Origin of the sequence: Chryseobacterium soldanellicola, from assembly GCF_900100115.1 — a bacterium.
Lineage (GTDB): Bacteria > Bacteroidota > Bacteroidia > Flavobacteriales > Weeksellaceae > Chryseobacterium > Chryseobacterium soldanellicola.
Genome location: NZ_FNKL01000001.1, coordinates 582,897 through 599,446, shown reverse-complemented (window position 1 = coordinate 599,446; position 16,550 = coordinate 582,897). Strand labels below are relative to the sequence as shown.

The window sequence follows — 16,550 nt, the reverse complement described above, 5'->3', positions numbered from 1 at the left end:
AAAGAATGCTTCATTTTTGTATTGTGAATATGAAGAATGTACTTTTACCGGTATTTTATTTGCCGCCAATTTCTTGGTTTTCAGTATTTTTGAATGCTGATAATGAAATTTTATTTGAACAGTTTGAAAGTTTTCCAAAGCAGACCTACAGAAATAGAGCCAATATTTATGGCGCAAACGGAAAGCTTTCATTGATCATTCCCATTCATCACAACGGAAAAAGGGAATTAAAGGACATTGAGATTTCTTACAGGGAAGATTGGAGAAACCTTCATTGGAAATCTATTAAAACAGCGTATCAGAGTTCTCCGTATTTTGAATATTACGAGGATAAATTGAAGAAAATATTTGATTTAAAAGAAAACCATTTGCTTGATTTTAATCTAAAAGCACTGGAAATCCTTCAGCAGATTCTGAAAACAGAAAAGGCATACTCTTTGAATGTAGAATATATCAAAAATCCTGAAGAGATCAACTTTCGTGAGAAATTTTCCGCAAAAGTGCCGTCAGAATTTGAGATGGAAGAATATTATCAGACTTTCACAGATAAACTGGGTTTTTTGAATGATTTATCGATTTTGGATCTTATTTGTAACAAAGGACCGGAATCTTTGACTTATATTAAAAATATTAAACAATCATATTAACATGAAATTGCAGTTATCCGGAAACATAAGTTTCAAATGATAAAGCAATGACACATGATTTTAAAATAAAATTTACATATGAAAAAGGTATTATTAGCTGCTGTTTTTTTAGCAGGTTTCAGTTTCTCTTTTGCTCAGGAAGCACAGGGAACAAAAGCCGGTCAGAATGAGGATAAAGATCTTATGACTTGGTATCACAAAGATTTTGCCACTTCAAAAGTGTATGGTGTAAACACGGAAAATGCTTATAAATATTTAGAATCTAAAGGTCTTAAGCCTAAAACAGTTGTTGTTGGGGTGTTAGACAGTGGTGTTCAGGTAGATCACCCGGGTTTAATTAAAAACGTTTGGTCTAATCCTAATGAAGTTCCGGATAACGGAAAAGATGACGACGGAAACGGATATATCGACGATGTTCACGGATGGAATTTCATCGGTGGAAAAAACGGAGATATCGATGTTGACAATATGGAAGTAACCAGAGTTGTCGCCAAATATAAGCCTATTTTCGAAGGTGATGATTCTACAAAAAACAAAGCAAACCAGGCAAAAATGCCGGAAGAATTTGCGATGTACATGAAATCTAAAGAGATTTTTGCAAAGAAAAGTGTTGAAGCCAGACAAGGTGCACAAACCTATACAATGATCAATGAGCTTATTCCAAACATGGTAAAATTGCTGGGTGGTAAATCTGTAACACCTGAAAATGTTGCTGCCATAAAACCTCCGACAGATCAGAAAGATGCAATTGCTTTACAGGTTTTAAATCAGGTTTCTCAAAGCCCTGAATTTAAAGGTAAAAGCTCTGCAGAATTTGAAAAATCAATGAGAGAGCAAATGAAAGAAGCGCTTGATCAGGTTGGCCCGGAAGCTAAGCAATATGATCTAAGCTACGATCCTAGAAAAGAGATTGTAGGAGATAACTACGACGATTATTATGAAAAAAATTACGGAAACAATCATTATGAAGGCCCGGATGCGATGCACGGAACACACGTTGCAGGGATTATCGCAGGACTTCCTCAGGGAAAAGAAATCCAGTACGGTGTAGCTTCCAGAGTTGCTAAAATCATGTCGGTAAGAACAGTGCCAAATGGTGATGAAAGAGATAAAGACGTTGCAAATGCCATCAGATATGCAGTTGATAACGGTGCGAAAGTTTTAAACATGAGTTTCGGGAAACCTGTTTCTCCCGGAAAAAATGTAGTTTGGGATGCCTTCAAATATGCTCAGGATAAAGGAGTTCTTTTGGTAAAAGCTGCCGGAAATGAAAATGAAGACGTTGCCGAACATGTTGCTTACCCTACCAACTTTAAAAGTAATACAGATGAAAAACCATTTGTAAATAATGTATTGGTAGTCGGAGCGAGTACCAACAGAAATAATGAGCTGAGAGCAGGCTTTTCTAATTTTAACAAAAATATGGTCAATGTTTTTGCTCCGGGTGAAGAAATTTATTCTACAGTTCCTCACAATGAGTATAAATATTTACAGGGAACTTCCATGGCTTCTCCAGTTGTAGCTGGTGCTGCTGCGGTTTTACTGGCGTATATGCCAAACTTAAAGCCGGATCAGGTTATTGAAGCTTTAGTAAAATCAAGTAACCCAAGTACTGAGAATCAATTCAGTAACTTCTCACAGGCGGGAGGGGTAATTGATCTGAAGAAGGCCGCAGAATACGCATATACTAATTTTTATAATGGTAAATCTTCCAATGTAAAAAAGCCTGCGAAATCCGTAAAAAAGGGTGTTAAAAAATAGTATATCTTTCTGAATTTAAGAATAAAACATACAAGGTCCGAAATTTTCGGACTTTTTTTATTTAAATTTTTCAATTTTGGCACGGTTTTTTGTAACTTTAATATAACAAAATAATAAACAACAAAATGAAAAAGTTACTTATTGCAGGGATGTTGGGGACATCACTATTTGCAGTGTCTTGTTCCGCCGTTAATAACGCTAAAACAGCCCAAAATCAAAGATCAGAATTCCTTAAGATGAAAGGAGACTGGCAGATCGTGAGTGTAGATTATGATAAAAAATTTAAAATCAAGCCTTTCGATGATGGTGTGGACGCACAATGTTTTGTAGGAAGTCACTGGAGATTAATTCCTAATAACTACACAGGAGCTTATACGTTGAATGGAGGAGGAAATTGCGGAGCAGGATTTACACAGCCGATTAAAGTGGATGTCGTAAGCGGAAATACATTTAATTTCAAAAAAATTGCTGACGGTACAAAAGCAAAACAAAATATCGCAGGATATACTTTAACCCTTACCAATCAGACTACAGACCAATTTTCGCTTGAGCAAAATGTTCCGTTTGACGGAGAAAATGTAAGAGTTGTTTACAACTTCGAGAGAACTGGAATGAAATAATAATTAAAAAAATAAAAAAGATGAAATTTAGTAAAACATATATCGGAGCCCTTTTCTTATCATCAGCACTGTTGTTGACAAGTTGTGAGGCCGTTCAGAATTCAAATCACCAACAAAGAGGTACAGCTGTAGGTGCGGCATCAGGAGCTGTAATCGGCGGTATCTTGGGAAATAATGTAGGAAGTGGTAAAAACTCGGCTTTAGGAGCTGTTTTAGGAGGTATTATCGGTGGTGTTGCAGGTAACGTGATCGGTAATAAGATGGATAAGCAGGCAAAAGAAATTAAAGAAACTTTACCGGGAGCTCAAGTGGAAAGAGTAGGTGACGGTATCAAAATTACTTTAAATGAAAGTATTGTAAACTTTGATTTTAATTCAACAGCGCTTTCCAGCACGGCAAAAACAAATCTTGATAAATTGGCACAGGTTCTGATCAACAATCCTGATACAAATATCAATATTTATGGCCATACTGACGACAAAGGTACAGATGCTTACAATCAGAAACTTTCTGAAAACAGAGCAAATTCTGTAAAAGCTTACTTAGCAAGTAAAGGTATAGCTTCCAGCAGATTATTCGCTTTAGGTGAAGGAGAAAGCATGCCTGTTGCATCAAATGAGACGGATGAAGGCAGAGCTAAAAACAGAAGAGTGGAATTTGCCATTACTGCAAATGAAAAAATGATTAACGAAGCCAAACAAGGGCAGTAATTAATTTAATATATAAATATTTTCATAAAGACCGCTTCGGCGGTTTTTTTTTGTATTTTTATGAGGTAATTTTTTATTTGAAATTCACTATTTTTGCAATTGATTTAACATAGATGAAGAAATATTTAAAACTACTCCGAGTAGAGCAATGGGTGAAAAACCTATTTGTTTTTGTCCCCCTGTTTTTTTCAGGTAATATTAAAAATGTAGATCTACTTTCGAAAAGTATCTGTGCTTTCATTATTTTCTCGCTCACTGCCAGCGTTGTATACATCTTAAATGACTATAACGATATTGAAGCAGACCGGAAGCATCCCGAAAAAAGAAGACGTCCCCTGGCAAGCGGAGCAATTTCAAAACCAACGGCGATCGGGATTTTAATAGGAATCATGATCCTCGATATTGCGCTCGTTTTTGTGGCGCAGGCTTATTTTCATGAAAATCTTTGGAAGTTTGCAACGGTCGTAGGATTTTATTTTGTCATGAATCTTGCTTATACATTCAAATTAAAGCACGTTCCCATTATCGATATCTCCATTATTGCGCTTGGTTTTGTTTTCCGGGTGCTGTCAGGAGGGTACATTACAGGAATTAGCATTTCCCAGTGGGCGATCTTGCTGACATTTGTTCTGGCTCTGGTTTTAGCAATCGGAAAAAGGAGGGGAGAGCTCATCAATGCTCAGGTTTCCGGAAAAACAAGAAAAGCCTTGGACGGATACAACGTACAGTTTGCAGACATCGCACTTTCGATTTCCGTAACATTGGCGATCGTATGTTACTTAATGTTTACATTGTCACCGGAAGTACAGGCAAAATTTCATGAGCGTGTTTTTTATACGGTAATCTTTGTTGTATTCGCGTTTTTAAGATATTTACAGCAAACGCTGGTGTACAACAGGACAGAATCTCCTACGAAAATCGTTTACAGAGACCGATACATCCAAATCACATTAATATTGTGGGTTGCTACATTTTTAATTCAAATTTACTTTAAAAAATGAAGCCGAATTTTATACAAAAAGTTACCAACTGGGGTAATTTTCCCATAGTGGAAAAGGAAATGAAGTCTGATGACAGCTTCAAAAAAATAAAAGAATTTGTACTTGATCATAATGAAGTTATCGCAAGAGGAAACGGAAGATGCTACGGCGACGCTTCTTTGGGCGAACATATATTTTCAACAAAAAAATTAAATAAATTCATCAGTTTTGACCGTTTAAACGGAATTATTGAATGCGAATCAGGAGTTTTACTTTCAGAAGTTCTGGAAATTTCTGTTCCGCAGGGATATTTTCTGTATGTAACTCCGGGAACGAAATTTGTTTCCGTCGGAGGTGCGATTGCTTCTGATGTTCACGGAAAAAATCACCACGCAGAAGGCTGTTTTTCAGAATATGTGATTGAATTTAAATTAATGATCGAGAACGGTGAAATTATCACGTGCTCAAGAGATGAAAATATCGAAAAATTCTGGGCTACCATCGGTGGAATGGGATTAACGGGAATTATTCTTACCGCAAAATTCAAGCTTAAAAATATAGAATCTGCATACATTCGTCAGGAAAGTATCAAAGCAGAAAATCTTGATGAAATTTTCAGGTTATTTGAAGAAAGTGAAAGCTGGACCTATACTGTTGCCTGGATCGACTGCCTTCAAAAAGGAAAAAATATCGGAAGAAGTATTTTGATGAGAGGTGAGCATGCTTTTCAACATGAATTGCCACAGAATTTAAAAGATAAATCTTTACGCTTAAAGAAAAAATTTGAGCCGACGGTTCCGTTTTACTTTCCGGGATTTGTTTTGAATGCTTTAACGGTGAAAATTTTTAACCTACTGTATTTTAACAAGCAGACTAAAAAAGAAGTTAAAACTTTCATCGATTACGAAACATTTTTCTATCCTTTGGATGCTGTTCATGATTGGAACAGGATCTACGGAAAATCAGGATTCATTCAATATCAGATGGTAATCCCGAAAGAAGCAGGAAAAGAAGGAATGAAAAAAATCCTTGAAACGATCGCAAACAGCGGAAACGGTTCTTTCCTGGCAGTTTTAAAACTGTTCGGAAAACACAATCCCGAAGCCTACAATTCTTTCCCGGTTGAAGGCTACACGCTTGCTTTAGATTTTAAGGTCAATTCAAAATTAAAGAAACTGGTAGATCAGTTGGACCAGATCGTGCAGGAGTTCGGGGGCAGGATTTACCTTACGAAAGACAGCATGAGCAGATCTTCACTGACCAATTATCTTAAAAATACGCAGAGTTCGAAATTTGTGTCTTTACAGCACAAAAGAATCATAAATAATAATTAACACAAATGATCGTTTTAGGAAGTACATCCGAAGTAGCACAGGCTTTTGTAGAAAAAGCATTGCAGGAAGGAGAAAAATTTGAAAAAATCTATCTTTTTACCTCCAGTAAAGAAACTACGGAAAGATTTGCAAGGCATATTGATGTAAAATTTCTTCAGCAGGCCGAGGTTATCGAGCTTGATTTAATGAAAGAAATTGATTACAGCAATTTTGAAAATATCAATTCAAATCTCTTGTTTTGTGCAACAGGATATTTAGGCGAAGGCACAGAAGAAGGATTGTATGATAATAAAAATACAGAGAAAATTATTGATATTAATTACTCGAAATTAGTACCGGTAATGAATTATTTTGCTCAGAAATTTGAAAACAGAAGATCAGGAACCATCATCGGTTTATCATCTGTAGCAGGAGATCGGGGAAGACAGAGTAATTTTATTTATGGGAGCGCAAAAGCGGCTTTTACAGCTTATTTGAGTGGGCTGAGAAACTATCTTTTTGAAAAGAAAGTTCATGTAATGACCGTAAAACCGGGATTTATGGCCACCAAAATGACAGAAGGCTTACCATTAAATCCAAAATTAACGGCAACTCCGAAACAGGCTGCTGATTGCATTTACAAAGCTTTTAAAAAGCAGAAAAATGTAGTGTATGTTTTACCTGTTTGGGTTATTATTATGATGATTATCAGGAATATACCTGAATTTATATTTAAAAAATTAAAGCTTTAATTAAAATGAAAAAATTGTATTGTTTTGATTTTGACGGAACGATAACTTACAAGGATACCATGTTTATGTATCTTAAATTTTACGATCCTGCAAAATTCCGTTTACAATTTTTGAAGCACGTTCCGCTTTTCATTTTATTAAAGTTAAAGCTTGCCGAGACCGAAAAAGTAAAGAAAAGCTTCATCGGATCTATTCTTAAAGGACAAACTCAGGAGAAAATCGAAAAAAAATCGCAACAGTTTTTTGAGCAGCATTATCCTAAAATTGTAAGAGAAAATGCATTAGACTTTATTCAAAATATGGATAGGAATAATACACAAAGTCTATTGGTAACGGCTTCTCTTGATATTTGGGCTAAACCTTTCGCTGAAGCATTCCAAATGCAGCTTGTTTCTACCAAAGCAGAGTTTAAAAACGGTGTTTTCACAGGAAATTTCATCGGAAAAAACTGCAACGGAAAGGAAAAATTAATAAGAATAAAAACAGAAATCAGCGATAATAAATACGATAAAATAATTGCTTTCGGAGATACTTCCGGAGATAAGCCGATGCTGAAATGGGCAAATGAAGGTCATTACCAATTTTTTCACTAATTTTGGGTGATAAAAATATAAAATGAAAGGATTTCTTATTTTGTGTCTGGCAACCGTCATGAGTTGTACAAGCGCAACGTCTCAAAAGTCGTCACAAAAGTCAACAGACATGCAAACAAAGACAGAAATTATTGTTTCCGAATCACAAGGTGGCGCGGAACAGGCTGGTTTTTCTATTCTCAAGAACGATCAGGAATTTCAGAAGGCAATCAATGGAAATTCTATGGTTGTTGTCGAGCCTGGAAATGCGCCAAAAGCTGGATCCCACAAATTCCCAACCGATAAAAAGGTAGTTTTATATAATTTAGGAACGTTCAGATCGGGAGATCACAGAATTTCAGAGATTAAAAGCGTTTCTGTAAAAGATAACGTTTTGTATGTTGAAGTTCCTTTTGTACAACACGGCGGAATGGAAATACAGGTGATTTCTAATCCGTATGTGATTTTTACCGTTCCTTCCCATTATAATTTCACTTCTGTAGAATTAAAATCTTCAAAATAAAAATGAATAAAATATATTTAGATAACGCCGCAACTACGCCACTTTCAGAAGAAGTTATCGATGCAATGGTAGATACCATGAAAATGAATTTCGGAAATCCTTCTTCAACACACAGTTTCGGACAGGAAGCAAAAATTCTTATCGAAAATGTGAGAAGGCAGATTGCTGATTATCTTCACGTGACTCCGGCAGAAATTATCTTCACATCTTGCGGAACAGAGTCAAATAATATGATCATTAAATCCAGCGTTGACCACCTTGGAGTAGAAAGAATCATCAGCACTCCTTTGGAGCACAAGTGTGTTTCTGAGAGTATTTTAGACATGAAAAACAGAAAAGGAGTAGAGGTAAATTACATTCGTCCAAACGAGAAAGGAGATATTGACCTTAATAAATTAGAAGAATTATTAAAATCTTCCGACAAAAAAACGTTGGTAAGCTTAATGCACGTCAATAACGAGATCGGAAATATTTATGATATTAAAAAAATCGCAGAATTGTGCAAAGCCAATAATGCGCTTTTCCATTCTGATACGGTACAGACAATGGCTCACATGAATCTGGACTTCTCTGATATTCAGGTTGATTTTGCATCTTGCAGCGCTCACAAATTCCATGGTCCGAAAGGTGTTGGCTTTGCTTTTATCAGAAAATCAAGCGGTTTAAAAGGAATTATTACCGGAGGACCACAGGAAAGAAGTTTAAGAGCAGGCACAGAAAATGTAGCAGGAATTGTAGGTTTGGGGAAAGCTTTAGAAATTTCTTTAAAAAATATGGAAGCTTACACCAATCATATGCAGGAAATTAAAAGCTATGCTATTGAAAGGCTTTCAGCAGAGATTTCAGGAATTAAATTTAATGGAAGAAGCGCAGAGAAAGAAAACAGTCTTTACACGGTTTTAAGTGCCTTATTACCATATAAAAATCCATTGATCGGGCTTCAGTTAGATATGAAAGGAATTGCGATCTCTCAGGGAAGTGCTTGTTCTTCAGGGGCTTCAAAACCGTCAATGGTGATGATGATGGTTTTATCGGAAGATGAAATGGATCATTGCACGCCGCTTCGTATTTCATTCAGCCATATGACAACTAAGGAAGATATTGATGCTTTGGTGACTGCACTAAAAGAAATTTCCAGTGATTTTGTTATAGAAAATACAAATGTTGAGCATAGATAACAATATTACTAAAATGGCGTAATTTTGGGTATCTAATTAGTGATAAAACAAGAATATAATATTAATTTAAATAAAAGAAACAAAATGGCTTTAGAAATTACAGATAGCTCATTTCAGGAAACGGTTTTAAAATCAGATAAACCTGTATTGGTAGACTTTTGGGCAGTATGGTGCGGACCTTGTAGAACATTGGGGCCAATCATCGAAGATGTGGCAACAGATTTTGAAGGGAGAGCAGTAGTTGGAAAAGTAGATGTAGACAATAATCAGGAGATTTCAATGCAATATGGTATCAGAAATATTCCTACCGTTCTTATTTTTAAGAATGGTGAGGTTGTTGATAAAATCGTTGGTGTAGCTCCAAAAGAAGTAATCGCAGAGAAATTAAGCGCACACTTATAAAAAAATAAGTTTGATAATGAATGCCTTCCGCTTTTGGAAGGCTTTTTTTTGCAAAATAGTTTGCAGGTAAGGAAAAAAGTTGTAGTTTTGCAATCACAAAAAAGAAACATTGTTCTTTAAAAGTACATTAAAATTTGATCCGGTAGTTCAGCTGGTTAGAATGCCGCCCTGTCACGGCGGAGGTCGCGGGTTCGAGTCCCGTCCGGATCGCAAAAAGTTTTATCAATTTACTTTAAAAAAATTGATCCGGTAGTTCAGCTGGTTAGAATGCCGCCCTGTCACGGCGGAGGTCGCGGGTTCGAGTCCCGTCCGGATCGCATAAGTTTTATCAATTTACTTCAAAAAAAATTGATCCGGTAGTTCAGCTGGTTAGAATGCCGCCCTGTCACGGCGGAGGTCGCGGGTTCGAGTCCCGTCCGGATCGCACAGCGATTCAAACGCTTAAAAGCAGTAAATAATATTTTACTGCTTTTTTGTTTTATGATATTCCAAAAGATTTACATGTATTATTTATTTTAAAAAAAATTTTACAGTACTATATTCCAAATTCCGGTTCCCGTATTTTTACGGTATTTTTATGAATAATTTTTATTATTCAATTTTAGGTCTGATATTTGTACTGAGTAGAAAAACTAGCTGGCCTACTATATTTATGAATAACATAATTGTGAAAAAATCATTTCTATACGCACTCTTTATCGCATTATTCTTAGTTTCATGTAAGAAAGAAATCGAGAAAATAAATGACACCTTAAAAGACACAACTTCTACAACAGAAAATCCGACTGCAGAGAAAGATTCTGTTAAAAAAGATTCTGTGGTTATGAAAGAGTCTATTCCTCCCGCAATGCAGGAAACAGGTTTCTATAATGCTTTTGTACTTCCGAAAGATAAAAAGCTGAGAGATTCTGTATATGCGGAATTCAGTAAAAAATATTCTGAAAAAGAGCGATATGCTATTTTAGCCTTAAACAGATTAGATTCTAAAAATAAATGGAACTCCGATACATTGGTGGTTCCTGCGAAAATCGATACAACTTTGATGGCTTATTCGCCATTTCCGATGCAGTTGGATGTGCTAAGCCCTGTGAAGAAATTTGTGGTATTCTCATATCCCATTCAGGCTTACGGTGTCTACTCAAACGGAACTTTGGTAAAATGGGGACCAACAAGTATGGGTAAAAAGACGGCAAAAACAAAAACCGGATTAACATTTGCCAACTGGAAAAAGCAATTAGCTATTTCTACAGTAAGCAGCGAATGGAAATTACCCTATAATTTCAATATTTTTAATCTTGATGGTATCGGGTGGCATCAGTATGATCTTCCCGGATACCCCGCATCACACTCTTGTTTAAGATTGTTATTGAAAGATGCAAAATGGTTGTACAGTTATGCGGATACCTGGGTTTTGAATCCGGGAGGAGCAACTACAAAAGCGAAAGGCACGGCTGTTTTGGTTTATGGTGATTATGGTTGGGGTAAAAGAAAACCCTGGAGAAAACTCTTGAACGATCCTAATGCAAACAGTGTTTCTGTGGAGGAAATGACAAAAATGATCGAACCGAATATTGAAAAAATAGTAAAAGAACAGGACAATCGGGAAAAAGTAGTAGATTCCATCAAAGCTGCAAGAGCAGTGTTGGAGCAAATGCCTGAATCTCCGAAAACGGTAGCGCCTTAATCATCTAATTTTTCAAATTTTAATGTTGATTCTTCTGCGAATTTTCTAAGTTGTAGCATCTCTGCTTTGCCTTTATGCTGTCCGAATCTTGCCGCAACGTAAGTTAATGCAATGCAAATCAGCATGACAAAAGAAGCGTTTAAAGCCCACGGGAATTCAAAGCTTTTTATTTGTTTTTCAACATAATACATGGTAAAAAAAGTCATCCATAAAATGGAAAACAAAAAATAAAGGAACATAAAAAATGTCCAGACTGCAGAGCTCGGCCCGAAAACACCGCGAATAGTGGTCTTGTCATCTTCAATTTCAATTCTTAATGATAATCTTGGTTTCCAGTAATTATCGTATTTCGTTTCTACACAGATTGTTGCTACTTCTTTATTGATATTTCCGGAGAATTCGCCTTTATGCTCCGCGAGGTATTTTTTCAGATTTTCAGCATATTCTTCTTTGGTAATATTGGTGAACATCTTGAATCTTGGGCGTGTTCTTATTTTGTCTAAAGTGGTTTCTTCGGTTTGCATATTATTTTAATCTTGATAAGGTATCGGATCTTCCAGGGTAAAACTTACAGTTAATTGCTGTGTTTTTCTTTGAATAAGCATTTTAATATTTTTTCCCTCCTGGCTTTTCATTAATTCCATAATTTCCTGAAGCGTCATATCAGCAGTTTTATTGCCGTTAATCAAAATAATCTTGTCATCTTTTTTTACCCCTGCAATATCGGCCGGCGAATCTTTTCTGACTCCTGAAATTGAAAATATAGGCTTTAGGATAAATTTATACTGGAATTTATCATTCTGGGCCGTAAACTGGCTGCTTGTTGTATTGGCTTTTACCGTTTCAATTTTTACAAGATCTTCCTGCCATTGCAAACCATCCTGTCTGAAATCCAGGCCGCTCATATTAAAGTGAAAAGGATCATCAAAATCTTTATTTTTCCTTAAATATATTTTTTTATCGGGGTAACTGAAAGCTACCGTAAATCGGCGCATAATTTCACCCCCTACAGAGCCTTTTCTATCCTCCACCAAATGCACATGCTGTATAGAAAACTCGTCTGGCATTGCCGTGAGAGGCTTTTCAAACTTAAAATCACCAATATAAAAATTATGAATTCTGCTTCTTTTGCCATAAATATCACCGTTAAATCCTCTTCCTAAAAAATCCTCAATATTCGGCCGGTTATATACAAAATCTTTAATTAAAGTCGGAAAAAGCCAGATAGGATCGCTGTTTCCAAGATCTATCAATAGTTTCGAGCTTTTCTTTTCATGGGTCATTTCTACATCTGTTGTAAGATAAGGCTTACTTTTTTCAATGCTTATGGGAAATTCTTCAAATTTTCTTACTTTTTTCTTAAATAAATTTTCATCGCTATATACCGTAATTTTTTTCGATAAATAATCTATTATAATAGGATGATTTTTAAAAAAATGATAACCGATCACGCCATTTACGGGGATTCCGACGTGAGAAGAAATATTAAATTCCTGATTGAGAATCAGGAAAATTGTAAGGGAATCATTAATTAAATAATTGCCGATTTTTCCTATATTTTTATCAGATTTAAAGCCGTCGATACTTAAATCACCACCTAAACCGGAAAATTTTATTTTTTCAACATTGGAAAGCTTTAATTCCTGATTATCAAGACTGAAAAGCAGCGTTTCTGCAACCCCGGTATCCAAAAGAAAAGTAAGATCAACGCCATTCACATTGATCGGAATAAAAATTAAATTATTAATTAATTTAAAGGGAATAACCGTTTTTTTAGCATCTTTTATAATAAAAGAATTTTGAGCATTTCCGAAAACGCTTATGAGTAAAAACACTAAAAAAAACTTAAGTTTCATTTACTGAATTTAGCAAATTTATCCTTACGGCAAAGAAAAAACATTCCCAAAGTTGAGAATGTTTGTATAATGCACAATAAATTTAAAGAAATGGTTTGTTTCCTGTAAATTTATTTTGAGAAAAATTCCATCAGGTCCATATAATTTTTTTGATTGACCCCGTGGCCGCTCATATATTCTCTGAATGTAAAATAACAGCCAAGATCATACAGGAGATCAGCCGCTTTTCTGCCCCATTCCAGAGGAATAATGGCATCATCAGTTCCGTGGGAAACAAAAAAACGCAGCCTTTCCAGCTTTTTTTTATCTTTAACAATATCGGTTAAGAGCTTTTCTTCGGGATAGCTGCTCAGACACGCTACAAAATTGAAAATTTCAGGATATTTTAAAGCTAAAGAATAGCATAAAATTCCACCCTGGCTGAAACCGCAAAGATGAGTTTTGCTGTCTGTAAGGCCGTAATGATTGACAATTTTTAAAATATTTTCAAGAACGGAGTTCAGAGATTCGTTTGCCTGATCTATATTGATGAAATTTTCAGCATTGTTAAAGTCGATATCATACCAGGAATATCCCTCAAACTGAGTCTCTTTCGGGGCTCTGAAGCTTACCAGGATCCAATCTGCGGGAAGCGTTTCCCGGAAGCTGAAAAGGTCCTGCTCATTGCTTCCATAGCCGTGAAGCATGAAAAGGATAGGCGTATTTGGAGTAATATTTTCGGGTTCTCTTACCAGATAATCTAAATTCATGGGGCAAAGATAATTAATAAATCATATCTGAAAAAGTGTGGATTTTGATTTTTTAATAAAATAAATTTGATTATAATGCCGTTAATTATTTATAAATTATAGGGTTAATAAGCTTTTAGACTCCCTGCTGAAATAAAAATTAGAGTAGCGAATCTTTTTGTTAATTTGATATTATTTAGAAATCTTTGTTGGAAAATTTTCATAAAAGTTATTTTTATATTGATAAAAAACCTATATTTGAAACATTAAAAATCTATTTGGAGAAATGAAGCAATTTTACAAATCAAAAAGTTTATTTAGACTTTCTTTTTTATTCATCGTATTATTCTCAGTAATTTCTGTAGTTAATTCTTGTAAAGATGATAAGGACGATGAGGAATTTACAGATCACATAGTGCAGTTTGAATCTAAAATAATTCCTGGTGGCACAACGCCGCCGCCTGCACCTATTAAGCTGTTTAAAACGGTTGTAACCCAGGTAGGAACCAGCCAGAATACGGTTTTTGATTCACCGGGCCTTATTTGGACAAGCGGGGAGTTTTTCGTGAACTCAAGCCAGTCACAATTAAACCTTGCTGCAAATGCAAATCTTCCAAATGCTGATTCTGAATTAATTGTAAGCATTTATATTGATGGCGAAGTTGCAAAAACGGATACCGTAACCGGATCAGGTGTTAAAAGTGCTGCTGTAGCGCATAGCTTCCTTGAATTATAAAATTTATTTATTGAAATAATTTTAAATTAATACATAGCCCCATTCTTTTAAGGATGGGGTTTTTCTTTGTATGTGCAGATAAATCAATGAATTCAATTATATAATAATACAGCCATACAAAAAGTAACAAATCATATCAGATTTAAAATTTGACATTCATAATGATTTCTTAAAAAATAAAGCATTATTCATACAAATAAGGTGAAAAATTCTGATTATTTTACTTGATTTATTGAAAATATCTTAAACTTTACATTAATATTTTACGTCATAATTAATATTTTATAGTTTTTTTTACCGATAAAATAGATAATTTACTACAATTGATAATAAAAATGCAAATATTTTATGTTTAGGTAGGAATTTATAAAAAGTAGGAGTAATTTAGTACTAATAAGAAACGAAGTTAAATATGGAATAAAAATTACTCTCTCTTTTAATTATGCAGCTGGCCTGCTTCAAGCTACTACAATTTTTATTAATTATACTATTAGTCAATAAGTTGTAGTTATATAAACGCAAAACCTTTCCCTCATTCAATTCCACTTAATAGAATGAAATAAGCAGATGATGTTTTTTTATTATCAAACTCCCTCATTCTTTTTTTTTTTTAACACACAAATGTTTAGTAGTTCATTATTTATTAATACAAAAAAAACTTAGTTATGCAAAAAAATTCTTTTTTAGTACTTGTATTCACAGTCACTAGTGTAGTGATGTATGGGCAAGTAGGTATCAATACTACCACACCTGGAACGACATTGGATGTAAACGGAGCGATTACCAATCGTGAAACAGCAGTGGCAGTTGCAAGTAATGCTGGTACGGTACCGGCCAATGTAAGCCAGGTAAGACTTACGGGCGCAGCTACCGCGAATGTTGTGATTACAGCTCCTGCGGCTCCTAATGCAGGACAACGGCTTATTATTTATAACAATACGACGGGCGGCTTCGGAGCCAGTTTAAATGGTTTTACCATTGCAAACGGACAGGCTATGGAATTTGCCTACAGTAACGGCGGATGGAGAGCCACCAATGGCGGAGCTGCTGTCGCAGGAACAGACTGGAGTGTATTGGGAAATACAGGAACCTTACCGGCCAACAACTTTTTAGGAACTTCTGATAACCAGGATATGGTGATCAGAACCAACAATACTGAAAAAATGCGTGTGCAGGCAGGTGGCAATGTTGGGATTGGAACTGCAGCTCCTATAACTGAGCTTCATGTTTCAGGGAATACGACCCAAATTGAGGCTACGGTACAGAATACAACTGCAGGACAAGCAAGTCTAGATTTGAGAAACACGCTAAAGTTTTATCGCACAGTTCTGGATGGGACTGGTGATTATCAGGTGTTCGACGCAACAGCCGGTGCATCAAGAATAACTATTGACGGCCCTACAGGAAATATAGGGATTAACAACAATGCGTCGCCTACAGCTAATCTGGATGTAAATGGAACAGCACGTGTTCGTAATACTCCAATATTAGCAGCGGCTAATGGTGGTAGTATTGCTATACCATTATATGAGGATAATCTGGGAAATGTTGTAAAAAATGCGCCTCCAGGTAATGGGAATATTATGTCAGGAATTTCTTCGGCTATAGCGCCGGGAGGAACCCAAGCGGTGATCAATAACGTACCAGATGGGACAATACATGAGCTTACCGTTGTAGCTTCTGATGGATGTACTATTACAGCAGTTGCGGATTTCTGGGCAATTGGAAATTCAGTAGGAGGAACAGCCTTACAGGGAAAAGATGGATTTGCATCTCAAAACGGAATTTCTCCACCTACCTTTACGGAAACACAAACAACAAGTGCTGTAGTATGGTCAGGCGTATCTACATGTGCTTCCGGAGGGGGGCCTACTCACCTTAATTTTAAAGTGGGTATCGTTCCTGCAGGTTCTACTTTCCAGATTCAAATTACTAATCAAGGCGATACAAATATGGCGTATTCTGTAAAACTAGAAAGAATAGGATCTTATTAAATTAAAACAATCAATATTAACAAGTGTTATACAATCTCAAAAGAGGAAGCCTACTGTTAGGCTTCCTCTTTTTTATTTTATATAAGAATAAATT

At 35.6% G+C, this 16,550-nt stretch carries 17 protein-coding genes and 3 tRNA genes; 17 read left to right on the top strand and 3 right to left on the bottom strand.

What is annotated here, in order from left to right:
* Positions 1-29: 29 nt before the first annotated feature.
* From BLT04_RS02560 to BLT04_RS02490, 15 genes are all read left to right on the top strand, one after another.
* Positions 30-647, top strand: a complete 618-nt coding sequence (locus BLT04_RS02560) for a WbqC family protein (protein WP_089753375.1) — start codon at positions 30-32, stop codon at positions 645-647.
* Positions 648-725: 78 nt separating this feature from the next.
* Entirely contained in the window at positions 726-2,408 is a 1,683-nt protein-coding gene (locus BLT04_RS02555) for a S8 family serine peptidase (protein ID WP_089753373.1), read from the top strand.
* 125 nt (positions 2,409-2,533) lie between these two features.
* Positions 2,534-3,028, top strand: a complete 495-nt coding sequence (locus BLT04_RS02550) for a lipocalin family protein (protein WP_089753371.1) — start codon at positions 2,534-2,536, stop codon at positions 3,026-3,028.
* A 20-nt stretch (positions 3,029-3,048) separates the two neighbouring features.
* Positions 3,049-3,738 (top strand): YiaD family glycine zipper/OmpA-like lipoprotein, encoded by a 690-nt coding sequence (locus BLT04_RS02545; protein ID WP_089753369.1) that lies wholly within the window; start codon positions 3,049-3,051, stop codon positions 3,736-3,738.
* A 113-nt stretch (positions 3,739-3,851) separates the two neighbouring features.
* The gene (locus BLT04_RS02540; RefSeq protein WP_089753367.1) at positions 3,852-4,739 is read left to right on the top strand and encodes a decaprenyl-phosphate phosphoribosyltransferase; all 888 of its coding nucleotides are present in this window, start codon (positions 3,852-3,854) and stop codon (positions 4,737-4,739) included.
* Positions 4,736-6,052: an FAD-binding oxidoreductase gene (locus tag BLT04_RS02535; protein ID WP_089753365.1), complete on the top strand. Its 1,317-nt coding sequence runs from the start codon at positions 4,736-4,738 to the stop codon at positions 6,050-6,052. Before BLT04_RS02540 ends, BLT04_RS02535 begins: the two co-directional genes overlap by 4 nt.
* Positions 6,053-6,057: 5 nt before the next feature.
* Positions 6,058-6,783, top strand: coding sequence for an SDR family NAD(P)-dependent oxidoreductase (locus tag BLT04_RS02530; RefSeq protein ID WP_089753363.1), 726 nt, complete (start codon positions 6,058-6,060; stop codon positions 6,781-6,783).
* 5 nt (positions 6,784-6,788) lie between these two features.
* Complete coding sequence (locus BLT04_RS02525; RefSeq protein WP_089753361.1) at positions 6,789-7,376, top strand: HAD family hydrolase; 588 nt, start codon at positions 6,789-6,791, stop codon at positions 7,374-7,376.
* Between the two features lie 22 nt (positions 7,377-7,398).
* Positions 7,399-7,878, top strand: a complete 480-nt coding sequence (locus tag BLT04_RS02520; protein WP_089753359.1) for a hypothetical protein — start codon at positions 7,399-7,401, stop codon at positions 7,876-7,878.
* 2 nt (positions 7,879-7,880) lie between these two features.
* On the top strand, positions 7,881-9,056 hold the full coding sequence (locus tag BLT04_RS02515; protein ID WP_089753357.1) for a cysteine desulfurase family protein: 1,176 nt from the start codon (positions 7,881-7,883) through the stop codon (positions 9,054-9,056).
* 84 nt (positions 9,057-9,140) lie between these two features.
* Entirely contained in the window at positions 9,141-9,458 is a 318-nt protein-coding gene (trxA, locus tag BLT04_RS02510; protein WP_089754202.1) for a thioredoxin, read from the top strand.
* A 136-nt stretch (positions 9,459-9,594) separates the two neighbouring features.
* Positions 9,595-9,668, top strand: a tRNA-Asp gene (locus tag BLT04_RS02505).
* A gap of 33 nt (positions 9,669-9,701) precedes the next feature.
* Positions 9,702-9,775, top strand: a tRNA-Asp gene (locus tag BLT04_RS02500).
* Between the two features lie 33 nt (positions 9,776-9,808).
* Positions 9,809-9,882 (top strand) — tRNA-Asp (locus BLT04_RS02495).
* A gap of 243 nt (positions 9,883-10,125) precedes the next feature.
* The gene (locus BLT04_RS02490) at positions 10,126-11,142 is read left to right on the top strand and encodes a L,D-transpeptidase (protein WP_228421891.1); all 1,017 of its coding nucleotides are present in this window, start codon (positions 10,126-10,128) and stop codon (positions 11,140-11,142) included.
* Here the strand turns inward: BLT04_RS02490 and BLT04_RS02485 are convergent.
* The 3 genes from BLT04_RS02485 to BLT04_RS02475 form a co-directional block, all read right to left on the bottom strand.
* Positions 11,139-11,666: a hypothetical protein gene (locus tag BLT04_RS02485; RefSeq protein ID WP_089753353.1), complete on the bottom strand. Its 528-nt coding sequence runs from the start codon at positions 11,664-11,666 to the stop codon at positions 11,139-11,141. The genes BLT04_RS02490 and BLT04_RS02485 overlap by 4 nt on opposite strands.
* Before the next feature lie 6 nt (positions 11,667-11,672).
* Positions 11,673-12,998 carry a PDZ domain-containing protein gene (locus BLT04_RS02480; protein ID WP_089753351.1) on the bottom strand — a complete coding sequence of 442 codons (1,326 nt, stop codon included), beginning with the start codon at positions 12,996-12,998 and terminating at the stop codon, positions 11,673-11,675.
* A gap of 110 nt (positions 12,999-13,108) precedes the next feature.
* Positions 13,109-13,747 carry an alpha/beta hydrolase gene (locus BLT04_RS02475; protein ID WP_089753348.1) on the bottom strand — a complete coding sequence of 213 codons (639 nt, stop codon included), beginning with the start codon at positions 13,745-13,747 and terminating at the stop codon, positions 13,109-13,111.
* A gap of 265 nt (positions 13,748-14,012) precedes the next feature.
* On the opposite strand from BLT04_RS02475, the gene BLT04_RS02470 reads away from it, so the two are divergent.
* The gene (locus tag BLT04_RS02470; RefSeq protein ID WP_089753346.1) at positions 14,013-14,462 is read left to right on the top strand and encodes a hypothetical protein; all 450 of its coding nucleotides are present in this window, start codon (positions 14,013-14,015) and stop codon (positions 14,460-14,462) included.
* A 665-nt stretch (positions 14,463-15,127) separates the two neighbouring features.
* The gene (locus tag BLT04_RS02465; protein WP_139166202.1) at positions 15,128-16,456 is read left to right on the top strand and encodes a hypothetical protein; all 1,329 of its coding nucleotides are present in this window, start codon (positions 15,128-15,130) and stop codon (positions 16,454-16,456) included.
* The last annotated feature ends 94 nt before the right edge of the window (positions 16,457-16,550 follow it).